This window comes from Bradyrhizobium sp. Gha, assembly GCF_900113735.1.
Taxonomy (GTDB): Bacteria; Pseudomonadota; Alphaproteobacteria; order Rhizobiales; family Xanthobacteraceae; genus Bradyrhizobium.
Genome location: NZ_FOQM01000006.1, coordinates 35,943 through 54,124, shown reverse-complemented (window position 1 = coordinate 54,124; position 18,182 = coordinate 35,943). Strand labels below are relative to the sequence as shown.

Here is an 18,182-nt window from a genome sequence, read left to right as displayed (position 1 = left end):
GCTCAATCGTCCGAGGACTCGTCTTCCTCGTTGCCCCTGTCGTGCTTGCCTTTGTGCGTGCCGAGCGAGCCGGTCACGGAGGGATCGCGATTGCTCGCATACGGACTGCGCCGCTGCGCACGCGCGGCCACCTCTTCGCCGGAGACCGCGGCCGGCTGGCAGATCAGGCGGCGGCTGGCGCGGCGCATCAAGTCCACATGGATGTGATCGTAGTGATAGACGTTCGAGCCCGGCGCGAGCACGGTCGTGAAATGCGCGCACGCGCCGGCCTGGACGTCGCGCAGGAAGCCCTGCTCTTCCGGCATGCCGTGCCAGCCGTCCTTCACGGTGATGCGGCGGCCGTCGGCGAGCGTGAATGCGGCGACATCGAGCGCGTTGCCGAAGGCGTGCTCGGAGATATGGGCGTGCGGATTGCCGTTCATGCCACGGCAGGAATAGGCGGAGATCTGCTTGATCTCGACCACGCGGGCGCCGAACCAGCGCATCGCCGACGGCTGCACGCTGTCGGCAAACCAGCGGTCGAGTTCGGACACGATCGGACAGGCCAGCGTCGCCGTCGGCTTCACCATGACCGGACCGACGGCGGCGACGGGATTGCCCTGCGCGGGACCGAGACGCGGCAGCGGCTGCTGCGCGGGCGCCTGGGAGTAAGGCGCGGGCTGCCGCGCCGGATAGCTCGGCGCATTCATGTAGCGCGCCGCGCCTTCGGCATCGGTGCCCTCGGGCGGCAGATCGATCTCGTCCTCCTGCGGCGCGACGCCGGGCGCGCTGAGCGACACCGGACCCGACGACGCGCCATAGCCGGCGGGCTGGCGCACCGCGCTTTCGGGATAGTTCGACCGCTGCGAATAGCCGGATGCGGGATAACTCGATGGCGGCTGCGTCACCGGCCAGCGTGGCTGGTTGCCGACATTGCCGGGCGGACGCAGTTCCTCGTCGGCAAAACCGTAGCTGCCGCTGGCTTCGCCGATCGCGGCGACCTTCAGCGGAAATTCAGCGCCGCACATGCCGGGTCCGGAGATCGGATCGATCCGGACGATGTCCGGGCTCTCTTTGACGGCGCCCGATTTCAGGCACGCCGCTTCGGCCTCGGCCCGCCACGGTTCACGTTCGGCCTGGAACAAGCCGCGTCCGCAACCCGCGAGCGATACGAGGACGATGGAGCCGACGAGATACAAACGAACTCCGCGCGTCATGTACGCACGTTCGGTGAATTTACTTAAAGACTCTTCAACACGCTGATTTCAGCTTTGCTTAACCATACCGGCCGCGCGCAGGAGCGGCCGGTCGTGACGATGGGCAAGCGGCCTCGGAAATTCGAGCCGCGCCGCGATGCGGGCGAGACGTTCATGCGCAACGTCCCCTGCATGCGTCGTCCGCCACGCGGGCAGGCATTGTGAGGTCCATCACAGAAGGCCTGGCGTGTCAGGCATAGGGTCGAACCACATCCGGTCTACGGCCGACTTCAGTCCATCCCGGGACCACGCTATTTCGGAGATTGTCATGAGCAAGCTCACCATTGCCGCCACCGCACTGTTCCTCGCCTCGACGGCCGTCGCGCATGCCGGCAATTCGATCTCGTTCCAGATCGAAGGCCAGCACATCCGCATCGAGACGCCGCGCAACTGTGCCTCGCTCGATTGCCTCACCATCGTGGCACCGGGCCTGTCGAACAAGCCGATCAGGCTCAACGACATCAACCTCAACCGCCTCGGCGGCTCCAAGGACGATGACGCCACCACGCCATCGACGACGACTGCGCAGCCTGCGCCGGCTGCGCCGCAGCCGCCCGTGCAGCAGGCGCCGATGCAGGCCACCGCGCCGGCCGCGCCCACCGTTGCTCCCGCTGCGCCAGCCACTGATGTCGCCGCGGCGCCGTCCGTCGACACGATCCCGCAGCCTGCGCCGGTTGCAGCCCCCGCCCCCGTCGTCGCGCCCGCGCCGATTGCCGCGGCTCCCGCTTATGCACCGACGCCTGCTCCGGCTGCCGCAGCACCGGTGCAGGCTTCGACCACGCCGATCGGCGTGTGGGCGACCGAAGAGAACAAGGGCAATGTCCGCGTCGAACAATGCGGTACCAATCTCTGCGGCTATGCCGAGAAGAGCAATGAGCGCATCCTGATCAACATGAAGCCCGACGGCGCCAAGTGGAGCGGCCGCATCCACGATCCCGACTCCGGCCGCAACTACGACTCGACGATCGCCATGAAGGGTCCGAACGCGTTGCGCGTACAAGGCTGTGCTTTCGGCGGCCTGTTCTGCGGCGGCCAGACCTGGAAGCGGGTCGGCTGAGGCGCACGACACACAAATCTCCGCCATGCCCGGGCTTGTCCCGGGCATCCACGTTCTTCTTACTCCGCATTAAGGCGTGGATGGCCGGGACAAGCCCGGCATGACGACGTGGAGATATTTCGCCCCGCGCGCCCGTCGCGGTCGCTTCACCGTTCGCCCCTCCCATGCGAGACACGTTCATCCGCCATTCAGCAATCTCCGGCTGATATCGGCTGGTCTTGCCTCGCCTTCTCATGGGGACCTCATTCGTGGCTTTGATGGTGGCTTGGCGCCGCGTCATGTTTGCTTTGCCGCTGCTGGCGCTGCCGCTGGCTGGTGCGAACGTCGCGTACGGGTCCGACGCCGTCCAGCTCGCACAGGCGCAGACGCAGGCCCAACCGACGCCCGCCACCTCCCCAACACCTTCGGCAGCGCCGACGCCGGCGACTGATGCGCAGTCCGCCGCCGCGGAGCCGATCGGCAACGTCGCGACCGTGACGGGCATTGCGACCGTGGTCCGAGACAAGAACTCCTATCCGCTGAAAGTGCGCGACGACATCTATCTCAACGACATCGTGCAGACGTCCTCGAATTCGTCGCTCGGCATCACCTTCAACGACGCCACCACGTTCAACCTGTCCGCCAGCGCCAAGATCACCATCGACACCTACGTCTACGAGGATGGCGGCAAGCAGAACTCGGCGATCTTCGACATCGGCAAGGGCACGGTCGCCTTCGTCGCGGCTGCAGTGGCCAAGACCGGCGACATGAAGATCGCGACTCCGACCGCGACGCTCGGTATCCGCGGCACCACCGGTGTCGTCGACGTGCCCGAGAACGCGGCCGCGACCAGCGCCAACAATGTCAACATCAAGCTCTACCCCGACGCTGACGGCCGGGTCGGCCACATCGACGTCAACGACCGCGCCAGCGGCACGCGGCTCGGCTCGCTGACGCAAGGGTCGAGCGGCTTTGCAATCCGGCCCGGTGCTGCCGGCCCGGGCGGCATGCGCTTTGCGGCGGTTCCGATCACCATCCCGCCGCAGCAGATCGCGCGCGACCGCGGCATCGTCAGCCAGGTCCACGCGGCGCAGACCACCGGCCGCCAGATCGTCACCGAGCAACGCGACTTCCGCCGCGCCAACCCGAGCGCGGTCAGCCGGATTCCGCGGCCGGCGCAGCCGCCGCAGCAACAGCCATTGCGTCCGAACACGGCGCCGAACCAGCAGCAGCCGCAGCGGCCGAACGGTCAGCCTGGTCAAAACAACCGTCCGGGCCAGCAGCCGCCGGCTCAGCAGACGCCGCAACGGCAAGGTGGCGCCGCACAGCCGGGCACGCCGGGCACGGGCCAAGGCACACCACAAGGCACACGACAAGGCACACAACGAGGTCAGCAGCAACCCGGCCAGAAGCCAGCCACTGCGCAACCGCCCGCCCAGCCGCGCACCGGACAGGGCACGCAACCCGGCGGCGCGACGCAGCCAAAGCGCAGCGGACAATCTCCGCAGCAGCCTGGAGCGGTCACGCCGGCGCAGCCGAATGGCACCACGCCGCAACCGCCGCGCACCGGATTGCAGCCCGGCCCACGGCCCGCCGTCCAGCCGCAACAGGGTGCCGCGCCGCGCCAGCCCGACTTCCAGCAGCGCCTCCCCGGCGCTCAACGCCCCGCCGCGCCGCGCAAGCCTGCGCCGGCTCCAGCGCCGAAGGAAAAGAAGAAGCGGTAGATTGGAGAAAGCACCGATGCCTCTTCCGTCATTGCGAGCGTAGCGAAGCAATCCAGGGTCCCTCCGCGGAAAGACTCTGGATTGCTTCGTCGCAAGGGCTCCTCGCAATGACGACGTGGAGAGAGACGAGCGGAAACGCTCACGCCTCGCCGCGCAGCCAGGCCTTCACCTTTTGCAACAGGCCCTGCCGCAGCTCATCGACCGAAGCAGCCTCAGCCGGCGTCAGGCTCTGCACGGCCGCATCGATGTCCTCAGCCGGCAACGTCGTCGTTGGCTTCGCCGCGGATGACTGTGCGAGGCCGGCCGCCGCGATCGCGATCGGGCCGACTTCGGTGAGAAAGGCGCGCTCATATTCGCGCGACAGGCGCGCGAGCGCGTCGTCCAGCGTCACCCAGTCGACCGCCTTGATGTCGTTCATGAGCTTGCGGACCTGGCCGCCCACGGCCTCCATCCGCCAGAAATGCACGACCTTGGATCGGCCACCCGACTGGTAGCCGAGCGTGCCCAGAAATTCGTGGATGGCAACCTCGTGGCCGGTCTCCTCCAGCACCTCGCGGTGCGCGGCTTGTTTCGGCGTCTCTCCGTCGTCGAGCTTGCCCTTGGGCAGAACCCACTCATTGCGCTTGCGCTGGCGCACGATGGCGATCAGTGGCGTGTCGCCACGCCGCAGCAGCACAATACCACCCGCCGCCATCACCGGCGCTCGTGCCATCACCAAATCCGTACCGTCGAAGCGTCCCCGGCGACGATATAGGCGGCGGGGACGGCGGATTGAAGGCTAGTTTCTTCTCAGCAGCGCTTGACCGGCTCGGATGCGCGTCCCTTCGGCAATGCCGTCGCAGAATGAAAAGTCGCCCGGCGCGAGGATGATGATGGTCGAGCCGTGCTCGAACCAGCCGAGCTCCTCGCCCTTGGTCACGTTGACGTCGCAGGAGAAGTTGACCGGGCCCTTGGTCTGCGCGTTCAGCACCATGTCGAGGAAGTGCAACCGGATGCTGGCGACCAGGATCGCGGCCACCGGCACCAGCGTGACCGCCTCGCCGGTCGACAAATGCGTCCGGATCACCGCGCGCTCGTTCTTGCAGAACAGGCGCTCCACCCGCTTCAGCGCGATCGGGTTCACGTTCCAGACGTCGCCGTGGATCAACGTGACGCGCTCGATATGCGCATCGTAAGGCGCGTGGAAGCGATGATACATGCTCGAGGTCAGCCGCAACGTCACGAAGCTTCCGTTGCGGTGCTGATCGACCAGCGCGGGATCGCCAAGCAAATCGAGCAGCGCATAGGGCGCGCCCTTGACCTGGAACAGCTCGGTATCGGCGATCCGGCCATGAGCGCCAACGATGCCGTCAGAGGGGCTCGCGACGACTGAGACATCCGGATCGAACGGACGCAGGCCAGGCTTCAGCTCACGCGTAAAGCAGTCGTGCAAGCTCGTGAAATGGCTCTTGCGCGCCTCCGACAGATCGAGGTCGGAGAACAGCTTCCACAGCGCGATGGAGCCGTCCCGCACCAGCGGATTCCTGATCTTGGAGAACCAGCCCATGAAGCGGGTCAGCGCCGCGCGCGGGATGCGGTTGGTCAACAGGAAGTTGAGGTCTTCCTGCTGGGTGAAAGAGGCGATGAGGGCTTTGACTGTCATGAATCTGTCAGCTCACAGTATTAGCGCTTGTTGTCATGGAAACGACACTCCCGATTCTCTCGATGTCCGTGGCCGCCGCAGCGTCCGCTGCCGCCGTCCTCCCGAAGATCAAGGCGCGGGTCGAATTGTCCCGCGCCAAGCATCGCTCGCTCGCCGGGCACTCCAAGATGTCGCGCCGGGTGGCAAAGCTGCTGCCGTTCTACGAGTTCGAGGGCGATCGTTATTTCGGCTGCGACGGCGCGCCTGACGTCGTGGTGAAGCAGCGCAAGGACGGCTTCTTCCGTCTCGCAAGCCTCTACGCCGAGCGCTACCCCAGGGGTCGCGCGATGACGAAGGAAGCAGCCGAGACGATCTCCGACCTCAACTTCACCGAAAGCTACCGCGTGCCGTTCCAGTTCTCGCGTCTCGTCCGCGAGCACCTGGGCACTTCGACCTTCATGGAATCCTCGAGCGGCGTCACCGTCACTGACGTCGACGGCAACGTGTCCTACGATCTCACGGGGTCCTACGGCGTCAACATCTTCGGCAATGACTTCTACAAGGAGTGCATCGAGGGCTCCGAGAAGCGGGCGCATGCGCTCGGTCCCGTGCTCGGCCCCTACCACCCCGTCATCCTCGAGAACGTGCAGCGGCTCTGCCAGATCTCCGGCCTCGACGAAGTCTCCTTCCACATGTCCGGCACCGAAGCCGTGATGCAGGCGGTGCGGCTGGCGCGCTATCACACCAAGCGCACGCATCTGGTTCGCTTCGCCGGCGCCTATCACGGCTGGTGGGGCGACGTGCAGCCCGGCGTCGGCAATCCGATTGCCGCGCACGAGACCTACACCCTCTCCGAAATGTCGGAGAAGACGCTGCACGTGCTGCGCACACGCAAGGACATCGCCTGCGTGCTGGTCAATCCGCTGCAGGGGCTGCATCCGAACGGCAACGCGCCGGGCGATTCCTCGCTGGTCGATTCCTCCCGCGGCGGCAATTTCGACCGCGCGGCCTATACCGAGTGGCTGAAGAAGCTCCGCGAGGTCTGCACGGAGCGCGGCATCGTCTTGATCTTCGACGAGGTCTTCGTCGGCTTCCGTCTCGCCGCCGGCGGCGCCCAGGAATATTTCGCTGTCAGGGCCGACATGGTGACCTACGGCAAGAGCCTCGCCGGCGGCCTGCCGGTCGGCGTGGTCTGCGGCAGGAAGGATCTGATGCGCCGCTTCCGCGACGATCGTCCCGCCGACATCTGCTTCGCCCGCGGCACCTTCAACTCGCATCCCTATGTCATGACGGCGATGGACGAGTTCCTGAGCCGGCTCGCCAGCCCGAACTTCCGCGCCATCTATGACGGCCTGGACGCGACCTGGAACGGCCGCGTCGAGAGGCTCAACCGGATGATGCGTGATGCCAAGCTGCCGGTGCAGTTCGCCAACTTCTCGTCGATCTGGACGGTCAAATATACCACACCATCCCGCTACAACTGGATGCTGCAGTACTATCTGCGCGCCGAAGGCCTGGCGCTGAGCTGGGTCGGCACCGGCCGGCTGATCTTCAGCCTCAACTACACCGACGCGGACTTCGGCGAAGTCGCCGACCGCTTCGTCCGCGCCGCCGAAAAGATGAAGGCCGACCGCTTCTGGTGGCACGACGGCGTGCTCACCAACAAGACCATCAAGCGGCAAATCCTGAAAGAGATGCTGGCCAAGCGTTTTGGGCGCTGAGGCTGCGCCGCGCGGGCTTGCTTCGCCTCTCCCGCTTGCGGGAGAGGACGACGCGCCCCGGGCGATGCGAAAGCATCGTCCCGTGCGCGGCGGGTGAGGGTTCTCACCCCACAGGGACATCCTGTGCAATCCGTGGCAGTCCCGACGCGGAGACACCCTCTCCCCACCCCTCTCCCGCAAGCGGGAGAGGGAGCTTACCGCCGATGCGGCTGCGTTGTGTGCACCATATCCGATTGCGCTACCGCACGCGGAGAGAGGCGAAGAAGCTCCGAAGACGTGGATGCCCGGGACAAGCCCGGGCATGACGTAGATGATGCACATTTGCGTTCTGGGCAGATGCCGTGTCAGGCGTGCTGCTCTTCGAGGTCGGGCTCGCCGATCAGACCCAGCGTGTGCTCGGGCTTGAGATGCAAACCGGGATCCATCAGCTCGCCGCGCATCAAAGCGAGCGGTGCGTTGCGATAGAGCATCAGATCGTGGAACGGATCGGTCAGGATCTTGGTCATCCAGACCAGGCCGGTCTCGACATCGCGGATGAAGAACAGGTGCACGGTGCGGAACAGAAGACCGCCGCCGCCGATCACGAGCCAGATCTTGGCCACCTGGCGCATGAAGTCGGCAGCACTCGCCCAGGGCGTGAACAGGCCGAACAGCGTGGGATCGACGAACAGCACCAGCGGGGACGCCGCCCAGATCGCCATCAGCACCACCTTGCGCTGAAGGTTGTAGCCGACCTTGATGTCTTCCTTGTACTCGTGCGTCGCCTGGTTGATGTGGTCGTAGTCATGCGGCTCGAAGAAGAAGTGACCGGCCTGGCGCGAGGTCATCGAGACCAGCCAGCCGACCAGCGCAGAGATCATGGGATCGACGAACAGCCAGAGATAGGCAAAGAGGAAGCTCAGCGCGCTGACGAAGTGCAGGCTCTGATTGATGCGGCTGTGATGATAGTAGCGATGGTCGTCCCAGCGCTGGATCCGCAGCTGCTCGAGGTAGTTCTTGATCATGCTCTCCCCCAAAATGCTTTCGGGTTCTGGATTTACAGGGATTCGATGTAGGTCATGTGACATCATCATTCTGTCATGTGACCATGTGCAGCGACGCGGGTGACGCACGCGAACGCGTGAGCGGCGGACAAAGCCGCCGCTCCCAGCGGCCTGCTCAGGCCGCCTTGGCGATGTCGACCTTGCGGAAGCGCACCAGCGAGAAATGGCCGAGCGGCGGAATCAGGCGGCGCTCCGCGAGCTCCATGCCCGTGGCCCCGGCCAGCCATTTGGCATAGCGCGACCAGGCGAACTCGGCGGTGCGGAAGCCGAGCGGACGCACCACCGGCTGCAGCTTCTGCTCGATGAAACGGCGCATGCCGGTGTCGGCGCTGACGCGGGTGAGGATGATCAGCTCGCCGCCCGGACGCAGCACGCGGGCGAATTCGTCGAGCGCCTTCTCCGGGTTCGGCACGGCGGTGACGACGTACTGCGCCATCACGACGTCGAAGGAATTATCCGGGAATTCGAGCTTCTCGGCGTCCATCACCGCGAGGCCCTCGACGTTCTTGAGGTTGCCTTCGCGAACGCGGCGGCGGGCCTTGTCCAGCATCGCATCCGAAATGTCGGTGCCGAAGATGCGCAGATGCGGAGCGTACAGTGGCAGCGAAATGCCGGTGCCGACGCCGACCTCGAGCACACGGCCACCGATCTTGTTGGTGGCTGCGATGGCGGCCTGGCGGCCCTTGGCAAACACACCGCCGAACACGAGATCGTAGACGGGCGCCCAGCGGTCATAGGCCTGCTCGACCGAGCCACGGGTGAGGTCGAGCTGCTGGGCGCCGTCAAGGTTCATGATCTTAGCCATCGATGAGGTTCTCGCTGTGGGTCAAAATGTGGATCAGCCGCGCACCGGCCGCCGCGCCATCCGCGGCGAAGCACGCAAGACACGGCTGGGCTGGAGTGAGGTGAGATTGCCGACGAACTGGCGCGCGCTGTTCTCCCAGGAGCGCTCCAGCGCGAAATTGCGGCAGGTCTCCCGCGACATGGTGAGCGCGCGCAGGCACGCGGCGCGCAGATCGTTGTCGATCGCACCGATCGGGTGATCGGCGATGACGTCTTTCGGGCCCGTCACCGGAAATGCGGCAACGGGCGTGCCGCAGGCGAGCGCTTCGAGCTGCACCACGCCGAACGTATCGGTGAGGCTCGGGAACACGAAAACATCGGCGGCGGCGAGATGCGCCGTCAGATCGGCCCCCTTCTTCTCGCCGAGGAAAACGGCTTCAGGATATTTCTTCTCCAGCGCCGGCTTCTGCGGACCATCGCCGACCACGACCTTGGTGCCGGGCAGATCGAGCGAAAGAAACGCTTCGAGATTCTTCTCCACCGCGACGCGGCCCATGGTCATGAAGATCGGACGCGGCAGGTCGAGCCTGGCCGGAGCATCGGGGTGGAACAGCTCGGTGTTGACGCCGCGCCCCCAGAAGCCGAGCCGCTTGAAGCCGCGGCCTGCGAGCTCCTGCCGCAGCGACGGCGTCGCCACCATGGTCATGGCGGCGGCGTCGTGGAAGTGACGCAGCACGGCATAGCCGACGCTCGCCGGAATGCCGGTCCGGACCGAAACGTATTCCGGAAAGCGCGTGGTGTAGGACGTCGTGAACGCGAGGTGGTTGCGGCGGCAATAGGCACGCGCGGCCCAGCCGATCGGGCCTTCGGTCGCGATGTGCAGGGCTTCCGGCGCGGACCTCTCGATGCGCCGCGCGATTTCCTGACCGCCCGGCAGCGCAATGCGCAGGCCCGGATAGGTCGGCAGCGGCAGGGACCTGAAGCCATCAGGCGTCAGGAAGTCGATCTCGACATCGAGGGCCTTGGCGGCGGCAGCGAGCGAGGTCAGCGTCCGGACCACACCGTTGACCTGCGGATGCCAGGCATCAGTCGCGATTAATACCCGCATGGGAAAATCCCGAGAGTTTGATGATTCTCAGGCATCGACCATCAACCACGGATATTTCAGGCGTGTGACGTCACAGAAGTGTCGGCCCGCTGTTTTGTTCATCAACAGCCCGGCCGGGCCACGAAACTGTCATGAAACAATCCTTGCCACGACGAAACCGTTTTCGGTTTTCCGCGCAAACGTCCCGAAACTTCTTACCATTAGTGATTTAGCCAACGGAGCACCGAAACGGTGCCGCGGTGATCTCTCGACACCGAGCAAACAGGGGCGACCAATGTTCAATCTGGATACGTTCAAGAGCTATTCGCGCGCCGTTGCCGTCAGTGCAGTGGCCGTGACCGCAATCGCGTTTGCCGGCCCGGCCAAAGCCGCGCCCGTGCAGCTGTTTCCGTTCTTCCAGCCGCTTCAGCCTTACGCGCCCTATCAGGCACCGGCGTACCAGGCCGCACCGTCCGAAGATCAGGATGCCGTGGAGATGCCGGCGCGCTTCCGCCGCCAGACCGTTTCCTATGCGACGCGCGAGGCGCCGGGCACCATCATCATCGATACGCCCAACACCTATCTTTATTACGTGCTGGGCAACGGGCAGGCCATCCGCTACGGCATCGGCGTCGGCCGCGACGGCTTCACCTGGTCGGGCACGCAGTCGGTGACCAAGAAGGCCGAGTGGCCGGATTGGACCCCGCCGCCGGAAATGATCCAGCGCCAGCCCTATCTGCCGCGCCACATGGCCGGCGGCCCCGGCAACCCGCTCGGCGCCCGCGCCATGTATCTCGGCGGCACCGTCTACCGCATCCACGGCACCAACGCCCCCGACACGATCGGCAAGCACGTCTCCTCCGGCTGCATCCGCCTGACCAATGACGACGTCTCCGACCTCTACTCCCGCGTCAGCGTCGGCACCAAGGTGGTCGTGCTGCCTATGACCGAGCGCCGCGCCGAGCTTCGGTGACGCGCCGCCAACGAGCTTGAGATGCCAGCGGCCCCGGCAACACCGGGGCCGTTCCGTTTGGTGTCGTGGCTGTCCAACCTTCACTTCCGCCCCGAGAGCAGCCGCAGCCATGCCGCGGAATGAAACGCGCTCATCAGGAGATACATCGGCACCATCCCGCCCAGCGACAGACCGTGTCCGGCGGAGCAGAGCATGTCCGCCGGGCCGCCACCGAAGGCGGCGGTCAGCACGGCCATGATCGCGAACGTTGGGGTGGCCGCAAGCCCCAGCCATCGGGCGAGCTGGAATGTGGCCTCGCGGCGATCGCGGCCGGCGCCGGCGGAATGGACGGTGCTCACTGCGCGCCCTTGGCGCGAAGCGCGATCTCGCCGGCGTCCGAAACCTCGACCCACTTCTTGTCCGGCGCGCTACCGGCTTCGTAATTGTCGTTCCAGTTCCACCATTTGTAGGTCGGCGTCTGCGGATAGCCTGCCGGCGAATCCTCCCAGACCTCCTGGCGCCCGAGCGGGGTGATGTCGAGATAGTTCCAGGTGCCGCCCATCTGCTCGTCGCCGCGGCTCTTGATCAGATAGGTGCGGAAGATGCGGGTCCCGTCGCGGAAGAACACGTTGGTGCCGTGCCACTCGCCGACGCCGAAATCGGCATCGAAGCTGTCGGTGATGGTGACCCAGGGAATGTTCCAGCCCATCCGCGCCTTCAGCCTGGCGATGTCGGCTTGCGGCGCGCGCGAGGCAAACACCAGCGTGGTGTCGCGGGCATTCAAATGCGAGACATGGGCGACCTGGTCGGCCACCATGGAGCAGCCGCGGCAGGCATGGTCGGGCCAGCCGAACACGCCCGGCTCGAAGAAGGCCCGGTACAGGATCAGCTGGCGCCGGCCCTGAAACAGATCGAGCAGACTGGCCTTGCCCTGGGGCACCTCGAATGCGTAGGTTTTGGTCACTTCCATCCACGGCATGCGCCGGCGTTCGGCGGCGAGTGCGTCGCGGGCACGGGTATGCGCCTTTTCCTTCACGAGCAGCAGCTGCCGGGCAGCCTCCCACTCCTCCGGCGACACCACGGGCGGTGTTAGCATGGCGGGCTGTCCGTTCGTCGCTGCCTTGTCTGCTGATGTCATCATGGCTCTCCAAATCTCATCCTCGCCGCACATCGTCGGCCGTGGGAGAGTTCTCGCACCTGATGGCGGCACGGTGGGAGTAACAAGTGTGGCGGGATTTTCATGGAGTCGCTGATCACGGCCGCCGCGCGGGCGTTGGAGGCCGGCGATCCGCTCGGCGCCCTGAACCGCGTGGCGTTGCGCAACGATGCGCCGTCGCTGGCGCTGCGCGGCATCGCGATGGCCCAGCTCGGCGATCTCGCGAAAGCCAAAACGCTGCTGCGCAGCGCCGCGCGCGCCTTCGGTCCGCGTGAGGCGGTCGCGCGCGCGCGGTGCGTGGTGGCCGAAGCCGAGATCGCGCTGGTCTCGCGCGACCTGAATTGGCCGGCGAAGACGCTCACCGCGGCGCGGGCGACGCTCGCAAGCCATGGCGATCTCGCCAATGCCGCTCACGCCGGTCATATCGAGGCTCGCCGTCTCGTCCTGCTCGGGAGGATCGACGAGGCCGAGCGCATCCTGGGCGAACTCGGCGCCGCCGCGCTCCCGCCCGCATCCCGGGTCGTTCGCGAGCTCGTGGTCGCCGGCATCGCCATCAGGCGGTTGAAATCGAAAGATGCGCGCGCGGCGCTCGACCTGGCGGCTCGCGCCGCGCGGCAGGCCGGCATCCCGGCGCTGGCCGCCGAGGTCGACAGCGCGAAGCTCGTCCTCGACACGCCGGCCGCACGGCTGATCGCGCGCGGCAGCGAACACCCGTTGTTGCTCGGCGAGGTCGAGAGGCTGGCAACCTCGAGCGCGCTCGTCGTCGACACCTTTCATCATGTCGTGCGCAGGCAAGGCACGGCCGTGTCACTGGGAACGCGGCCGGTGCTGTTCGCGCTCGCCCGGCTCCTGGCGCAAGCCTGGCCCGCGGACGTCTCGCGTGAGGCGCTGATATCAGGCGCGTTCCAGGCCAGGCACGTCGATGAATCGCACCGTGCGCGCCTGCGCGTCGAGATCGGACGGCTCCGGACCGAGCTCAAGCCGCTGGCCGACATCAGCGCGACCAAGCAGGGGTTCGAACTGGCGCCGCGCAGGACCCGCGACGTGATCGTGCTGGCGCGCCCCGTCGAGGAGAAGCACGCCGCAGTGCTCGCCTTTCTCGCCGACGGCGAGCCATGGGCGAGTTCGGCGCTGGCGCTCGCGCTTGGCATGAGCGCGCGCACGGTGCAGCGGGCACTCGAGGAGCTTGCCCGGTCGAACAAGGTGCAGTCGTTCGGACGCGGCCGGGCGCGGCGCTGGATGACGCCGCCAGTTCCGGGTTTCCCGACAGGCTTGTTACTCCCCGGACCGCTGCTCAAGACATAAGATGTGAACCGCCGCACAAGGACCATGCCATGAAGCGATCAGCCGCCGAGATCATCCGCGAGTACGGGCCGTTCGACGGCGTCGAGGCCGTGCATGGCGTCAGCTATGACGGCAGCCAGGTCTGGTTCGCGTCCGGCGACAGGCTGAGTGCGGTCGATCCTGACAACGGCAGGATCACCCGCTCGCTCGATGTCGCCGCGCATGCGGGAACGGCGTTCGACGGCCGTCATCTGTTCCAGATCGCCGAGGACCGCATCCAGAAGATCGACGCGGCGAGCGGCGCGATCGTCAGCACGATCCCGGCGCCCGGTGGCGGCGGCGATTCAGGATTGGCCTGGGCCGAGGGCTCGCTCTGGGTCGGGCAATATCGCGAGCGCAAGATCCACCAGATCGACCCCGACAGCGGCAGGATTCTCCGCACCATCGAAAGCAGGCGCTTCGTGACCGGGGTGACCTGGGTCGACGGCGAGCTCTGGCATGGCACATGGGAGGGCGAGGACAGCGACATCAGGCGGATCGATCCTGATACCGGCAAGGTGCTCCAGCAGCTCGACCTGCCGGAGGGGACGATGGTCTCAGGGCTGGAATCGGACGGCGGTGATCGGCTCTTCTGCGGCGGCGGCGCCAGCGGCAAGGTGCGCGCGGTCCGCCGCCCCAGGCGCAGCTAGCCTTGATAAGCTGTTGACGATGTCGTTCCTCGCCGGGAGAACCAAATGACCGAAACCGGGCTGACCACGTTGCTCGATGGCGGCAAATATTACGAAGCCCCGCGCTGGCATGACGGGCGGCTCTGGTTCGTCGATTGCCTGGCGCGGACGCTGCTGAGTATCGACCTGACAGGCGAATGCCGCACGCATGCGACCTTTGAAGACGATACGCCATGCGGCACCGGCGTCCTGCCGGATGGCAGGCTGGTGATCCTGACCATGTTCCGCAAGCGCCTGTTCGTTTTCGAGCGGAGCAAGCTCGTGCCGTACGCTGATCTGTCAGGCGCCGCGACCGGCGTGATCGACGACATGATCGTCGATGGGCTCGGGCGCGCCTATGTCGGCGATCTCGGCTTCAAACTTCCGCCGCCAAGTAGGCGTGGCGCCGACGGGCGCATCATCCTGGTGATGCCGGACGGAACGGCGCGTATCGTCGCCGAAGGGCTGCGCTTTCCCAACGGCATCGCGATCTCGGCCGACCATCGCCGCCTCGTCGTTGCAGAGATGGACGGCGAATGCGTCGCCGACTATGAGATCGCGCCCGATGGCGACCTCAAATTCCTCCGCAGGCTGCCATGCGGCCGCGAGCCGGACGGTATCTGTCTCGACAGCGCGGGCGCGGTCTGGGTTGCAGCCTATGCCGAGGATGCCTTCATTCGGATCGACGACAAGGGAATGGAAGTGCGACGCGTCCGCGTGCCCGGCCGCCGCGCGATTGCGTGCGCACTCGGGGGAGACGAGCGGCGCACCTTATTCTGCCTCAGCGCAGCGACGTCGCACGAGGATCTGGGGCGCGGCAAGTCGTCGGCGCGGATCGACGCCATCGCGGCCGAAGTACCCGGCGCAGGCTACCCCTGAGAGACAGGCCGCCGCCATTGACCCATCTGCCGCAATTCCACCCCATCCGTGCGCTCTAGCGCCCTGCTCGCCTGCCCTGTAAAATCCTCATCGCGGCGGCTTGGGGGATTGATGCGTCCGACACTGAACTTGAAGACTGTGCTGATCGCAATTGGCGTGCTCGCGGCCTCGTTTCTCATCAGCCTGAAGGCGATGGACTGGCTCTCGCCGCGCGCGACCAATTCCGCGCCACCGGTCGCAGAGCTGCCGCCGTTGCCGCCGGCATCGAAAAGCTCGATCGTGGTGGCGCCGGTCGCAATCGCGCTCTCGGCGATCCGCGAGCAGGCCGAGAAGGCCTCGCCGCGCAATTTCGCCGGAAAGGCCGAGAACCCGATCTCGCAGATCCTGCAAGACGCCGATATCGCCTGGACCGCCGCGCGGGGACCGATGTCGGTGACGGGCGACAAGGACGTGCTGACGCTGTCGACCCCGATCACCGGCAAGCTGAACGCGACAGGATCGTTGTCGGGGAAAGCCACCGGCGCGCTGGGTGACGCGCTTGGCAGCGTGCTCGGCGGCGACGCGGCGAAACGGATCGGCGCGATCAACATCAAGAATTTGAACGCCAGCGCCGAGATCAAGGGTAACGTCGTCGTCACCTCGCGCCCGAAACTCGCGGCCGCCTGGCATCTCGAGCCCAATCTCGGGGCGCAGGTCAATCTCGGCGACAGCAATCTCTCGGTCGCGGGTGCCAAGGTCAACGTGCCTGCCCAAGTGAAGCCGCTGATCGACAAAACGGTCAACGATCAGCTCAATGTCGTTGCCGAGCGCATCCGCAGCGACCCCAGCCTGCGCGAGAACGCGAAAGTGCAATGGGCCAAGGCCTGCCGCTCGATCCCGCTGCAAGGCAGCGGCTCCTCGGCGGGGCTGCCGCCGCTCTGGCTGGAGATGAAGCCCACCCGCGCGATCGCGGCGCAGCCGCGCGTCGACGCGCAGAACGTGACGTTGCTGCTGGGCCTCGAGGCCGAGACGCGCGTGACTTCGACCCAGACCAAGCCGGACTGCCCGTTTCCCGACAAGATCTCGATCGTGCCGCCGACCGGCACCGGCGTGAACATCGGCGTTCCCATCGACGTGCCCTTCACCGAGATCAACAAGCTGATCGCGGCGCAAATGGTCGGCCACACCTATCCCGAGGACGGCTCCGGTCCGGTCGAGGTCACCGTGAAGAACGTCAACGTCGTGCCGTCAGGCGACCGGCTCTTGATCTCGCTGCTGGTGCGCGCGAAGGAGAAGAAGAGCTGGCTCGGGCTCGGCGCCGAGGCGACCGTGCACATCTGGGGCCGGCCGATGCTCGACCAGGCGCAGCAGACGCTGCGGCTCGCCGACATCCAGCTCGCGGTGGAATCCGAAGCGGCTTTCGGCCTGTTGGGGGCCGCCGCCCGCGCGGTGGTGCCGCAGATGCAGCAGGCGCTGGTGCAGAAGGCGACGCTCGATCTGAAGCCGATCGCCGCCAACGCGCGCGAGAAGATCGCGGCCGTCATCGCCGACTTCCAGAAGAGCGAGGACGGCGTCAAGGTCGAAGCCGTCATCAGCAGTCTCACGCTGGCCGACATCGCCTTCGATTCCAAGACGCTGCGCGTGGTCGCGGAAGCCGGCGGCACGCTGAATGTGGCCGTGACGAAGCTGCCGGGGATGTAGTCACTTTCATGCACGGAATCCGCGCAGCCTGTTATCCCTTGCGCCGCTGGCATTCTCGTTGGAGGATGCTAAGCTGATCGTCTAACCTCGAACGAGGTGCTGACAGCTTTTAGGGGACACTGCGAGCATGGAAGCCGGCATCCTCACATCTGCGCCGGCATTGGTGCGCTTTTCCGGTATTCAGAAGACCTACGATGGCGAGCACCTCGTGGTGAAGAGCCTCGATCTCGACATCAGGAAGGGCGAGTTCATCACCCTGCTCGGCCCGTCGGGCTCGGGCAAGACGACGACGCTGATGATGCTGGCGGGCTTCGAGGTCCCCACCCGGGGCGAGATCTATCTCGCGGACCGGCCGATCAAGAACGTGCCGCCCCACAAGCGCGACATCGGCATGGTATTCCAGAACTATGCGCTGTTTCCGCATCTGACGATCGCGGAGAATATCGCCTTCCCGCTCTCCGTCCGCAGCACGAGCAAGGCCGAAACGCAGCACCGCGTCAGCGCGGCATTGCGCATGATCAAGATGGAAACCCTGGCGCAGCGTCGGCCCGGGCAGCTCTCCGGCGGCCAGCAGCAGCGCGTGGCACTCGCCCGCGCGCTGGTTTTCAATCCGCAGCTGGTGCTGATGGACGAGCCGCTCGGCGCGCTCGACAAGCGCCTGCGCGAGCAGATGCAGCTCGAGATCAAGCAGCTGCACGAGACGATGGGCATCACGATCGTCTATGTCACCCACGACCAGAGCGAAGCGCTCACCATGTCGGACCGCATCGCCGTGTTCAACGACGGGATCGTCCAGCAGATCGACAGGCCCGACGCGCTCTACGAGCATCCGGTGAACAGCTTCGTCGCTCACTTCATCGGCGAGAACAACGTGCTGAAAGGCACCGTCGAGACCGTCGACAAGCAATATTGCCGCGTCGCGCTGGCTGGCGGCGGCGCCGTGACCGCGCGGGCGGTCAATGTCTCGGGCGCGGGCGCATCGACCTCCCTGTCGGTGCGGCCGGAGCGGATCAACATCGTCCCTGACGGCACCTCCAGCGATGGAACGAACCGGCTGCCGGCCAAGGTGCAGAACACCATCTATCTCGGCGACCACGCCCTCGCCGTGCTCGACGTCGCAGGGAATGCCGAGTTCATGGTCAAGGTTCAGCCGGGCGCGCATGACAGCCTGAGGCCCGGCGAGACCATATTCATCGATTTCCGTCCCGAGGACTGCCTGGCCCTCGATCCCGTCTGATCCATCGATCAACCTCAACGCAACGCATATGAAGAAG

At 66.1% G+C, this 18,182-nt stretch carries 17 protein-coding genes; 9 read left to right on the top strand and 8 right to left on the bottom strand.

The annotated features are described in order from the left end of the window. Positions 1–2: 2 nt before the first annotated feature. On the bottom strand, positions 3–1,196 hold the full coding sequence (locus BM222_RS10870; protein WP_092228267.1) for an extensin-like domain-containing protein: 1,194 nt from the start codon (positions 1,194–1,196) through the stop codon (positions 3–5). A gap of 307 nt (positions 1,197–1,503) precedes the next feature. Between BM222_RS10870 and BM222_RS10865 the strand changes: the two genes are divergently transcribed. After that, positions 1,504–2,292 (top strand): DUF2147 domain-containing protein, encoded by a 789-nt coding sequence (locus BM222_RS10865; RefSeq protein ID WP_092228266.1) that lies wholly within the window; start codon positions 1,504–1,506, stop codon positions 2,290–2,292. Positions 2,293–2,549: 257 nt separating this feature from the next. Continuing rightward, positions 2,550–3,995, top strand: coding sequence for a FecR family protein (locus BM222_RS10860; RefSeq protein ID WP_177243160.1), 1,446 nt, complete (start codon positions 2,550–2,552; stop codon positions 3,993–3,995). Positions 3,996–4,134: 139 nt separating this feature from the next. Here the strand turns inward: BM222_RS10860 and BM222_RS10855 are convergent, their stop codons facing one another. Both BM222_RS10855 and asd read right to left on the bottom strand, forming a co-directional pair. After that, the gene (locus BM222_RS10855; protein WP_092228265.1) at positions 4,135–4,707 is read right to left on the bottom strand and encodes an NUDIX hydrolase; all 573 of its coding nucleotides are present in this window, start codon (positions 4,705–4,707) and stop codon (positions 4,135–4,137) included. A gap of 66 nt (positions 4,708–4,773) precedes the next feature. After that, positions 4,774–5,637: an archaetidylserine decarboxylase gene (gene asd, locus BM222_RS10850; RefSeq protein WP_092228264.1), complete on the bottom strand. Its 864-nt coding sequence runs from the start codon at positions 5,635–5,637 to the stop codon at positions 4,774–4,776. 35 nt (positions 5,638–5,672) lie between these two features. Here asd and BM222_RS10845 point away from each other — a divergent pair, with 35 nt between their 5' ends. Beyond that, positions 5,673–7,337 (top strand): aminotransferase class III-fold pyridoxal phosphate-dependent enzyme, encoded by a 1,665-nt coding sequence (locus BM222_RS10845; RefSeq protein WP_092228263.1) that lies wholly within the window; start codon positions 5,673–5,675, stop codon positions 7,335–7,337. A gap of 344 nt (positions 7,338–7,681) precedes the next feature. On the opposite strand, the gene BM222_RS10840 is transcribed toward BM222_RS10845, so the two are convergent. The 3 genes from BM222_RS10840 to BM222_RS10830 all read right to left on the bottom strand — a co-directional run bounded on the left by BM222_RS10840 (position 7,682) and on the right by BM222_RS10830 (position 10,271). Next, positions 7,682–8,341 carry a hypothetical protein gene (locus BM222_RS10840; RefSeq protein WP_092228262.1) on the bottom strand — a complete coding sequence of 220 codons (660 nt, stop codon included), beginning with the start codon at positions 8,339–8,341 and terminating at the stop codon, positions 7,682–7,684. A 154-nt stretch (positions 8,342–8,495) separates the two neighbouring features. Then, positions 8,496–9,185, bottom strand: coding sequence for a class I SAM-dependent methyltransferase (locus BM222_RS10835; RefSeq protein ID WP_092228261.1), 690 nt, complete (start codon positions 9,183–9,185; stop codon positions 8,496–8,498). Positions 9,186–9,218: 33 nt separating this feature from the next. After that, positions 9,219–10,271 (bottom strand): glycosyltransferase family 4 protein, encoded by a 1,053-nt coding sequence (locus tag BM222_RS10830; RefSeq protein WP_092228260.1) that lies wholly within the window; start codon positions 10,269–10,271, stop codon positions 9,219–9,221. A gap of 274 nt (positions 10,272–10,545) precedes the next feature. On the opposite strand from BM222_RS10830, the gene BM222_RS10825 reads away from it, so the two are divergent. Next, positions 10,546–11,223: a L,D-transpeptidase gene (locus tag BM222_RS10825; protein WP_092228259.1), complete on the top strand. Its 678-nt coding sequence runs from the start codon at positions 10,546–10,548 to the stop codon at positions 11,221–11,223. A gap of 80 nt (positions 11,224–11,303) precedes the next feature. Here the strand turns inward: BM222_RS10825 and BM222_RS10820 are convergent, their stop codons facing one another. Together BM222_RS10820 and BM222_RS10815 are read right to left on the bottom strand one after the other, a co-directional pair. Next, the gene (locus tag BM222_RS10820) at positions 11,304–11,561 is read right to left on the bottom strand and encodes a hypothetical protein (RefSeq protein WP_092228258.1); all 258 of its coding nucleotides are present in this window, start codon (positions 11,559–11,561) and stop codon (positions 11,304–11,306) included. Then, positions 11,558–12,343 (bottom strand): DUF899 domain-containing protein, encoded by a 786-nt coding sequence (locus BM222_RS10815; RefSeq protein ID WP_092228257.1) that lies wholly within the window; start codon positions 12,341–12,343, stop codon positions 11,558–11,560. The genes BM222_RS10820 and BM222_RS10815 overlap by 4 nt, the downstream gene beginning before the upstream one ends. Before the next feature lie 99 nt (positions 12,344–12,442). Between BM222_RS10815 and BM222_RS10810 the strand changes: the two genes are divergently transcribed. The 5 genes from BM222_RS10810 to BM222_RS10790 all read left to right on the top strand — a co-directional run bounded on the left by BM222_RS10810 (position 12,443) and on the right by BM222_RS10790 (position 18,145). Further along, positions 12,443–13,663 carry a helix-turn-helix domain-containing protein gene (locus BM222_RS10810; RefSeq protein ID WP_092228256.1) on the top strand — a complete coding sequence of 407 codons (1,221 nt, stop codon included), beginning with the start codon at positions 12,443–12,445 and terminating at the stop codon, positions 13,661–13,663. A gap of 29 nt (positions 13,664–13,692) precedes the next feature. Next, a complete protein-coding gene (locus tag BM222_RS10805; RefSeq protein WP_092228255.1) occupies positions 13,693–14,331 on the top strand; it encodes a Vgb family protein in 639 nt (212 codons plus the stop codon). Positions 14,332–14,376: 45 nt separating this feature from the next. Continuing rightward, positions 14,377–15,228: an SMP-30/gluconolactonase/LRE family protein gene (locus tag BM222_RS10800; RefSeq protein WP_092228254.1), complete on the top strand. Its 852-nt coding sequence runs from the start codon at positions 14,377–14,379 to the stop codon at positions 15,226–15,228. A 111-nt stretch (positions 15,229–15,339) separates the two neighbouring features. Then, entirely contained in the window at positions 15,340–16,908 is a 1,569-nt protein-coding gene (locus BM222_RS10795) for a DUF4403 family protein (RefSeq protein ID WP_092228253.1), read from the top strand. Between the two features lie 127 nt (positions 16,909–17,035). Further along, a complete protein-coding gene (locus tag BM222_RS10790) occupies positions 17,036–18,145 on the top strand; it encodes an ABC transporter ATP-binding protein (RefSeq protein WP_092228252.1) in 1,110 nt (369 codons plus the stop codon). Positions 18,146–18,182 lie beyond the last annotated feature (37 nt).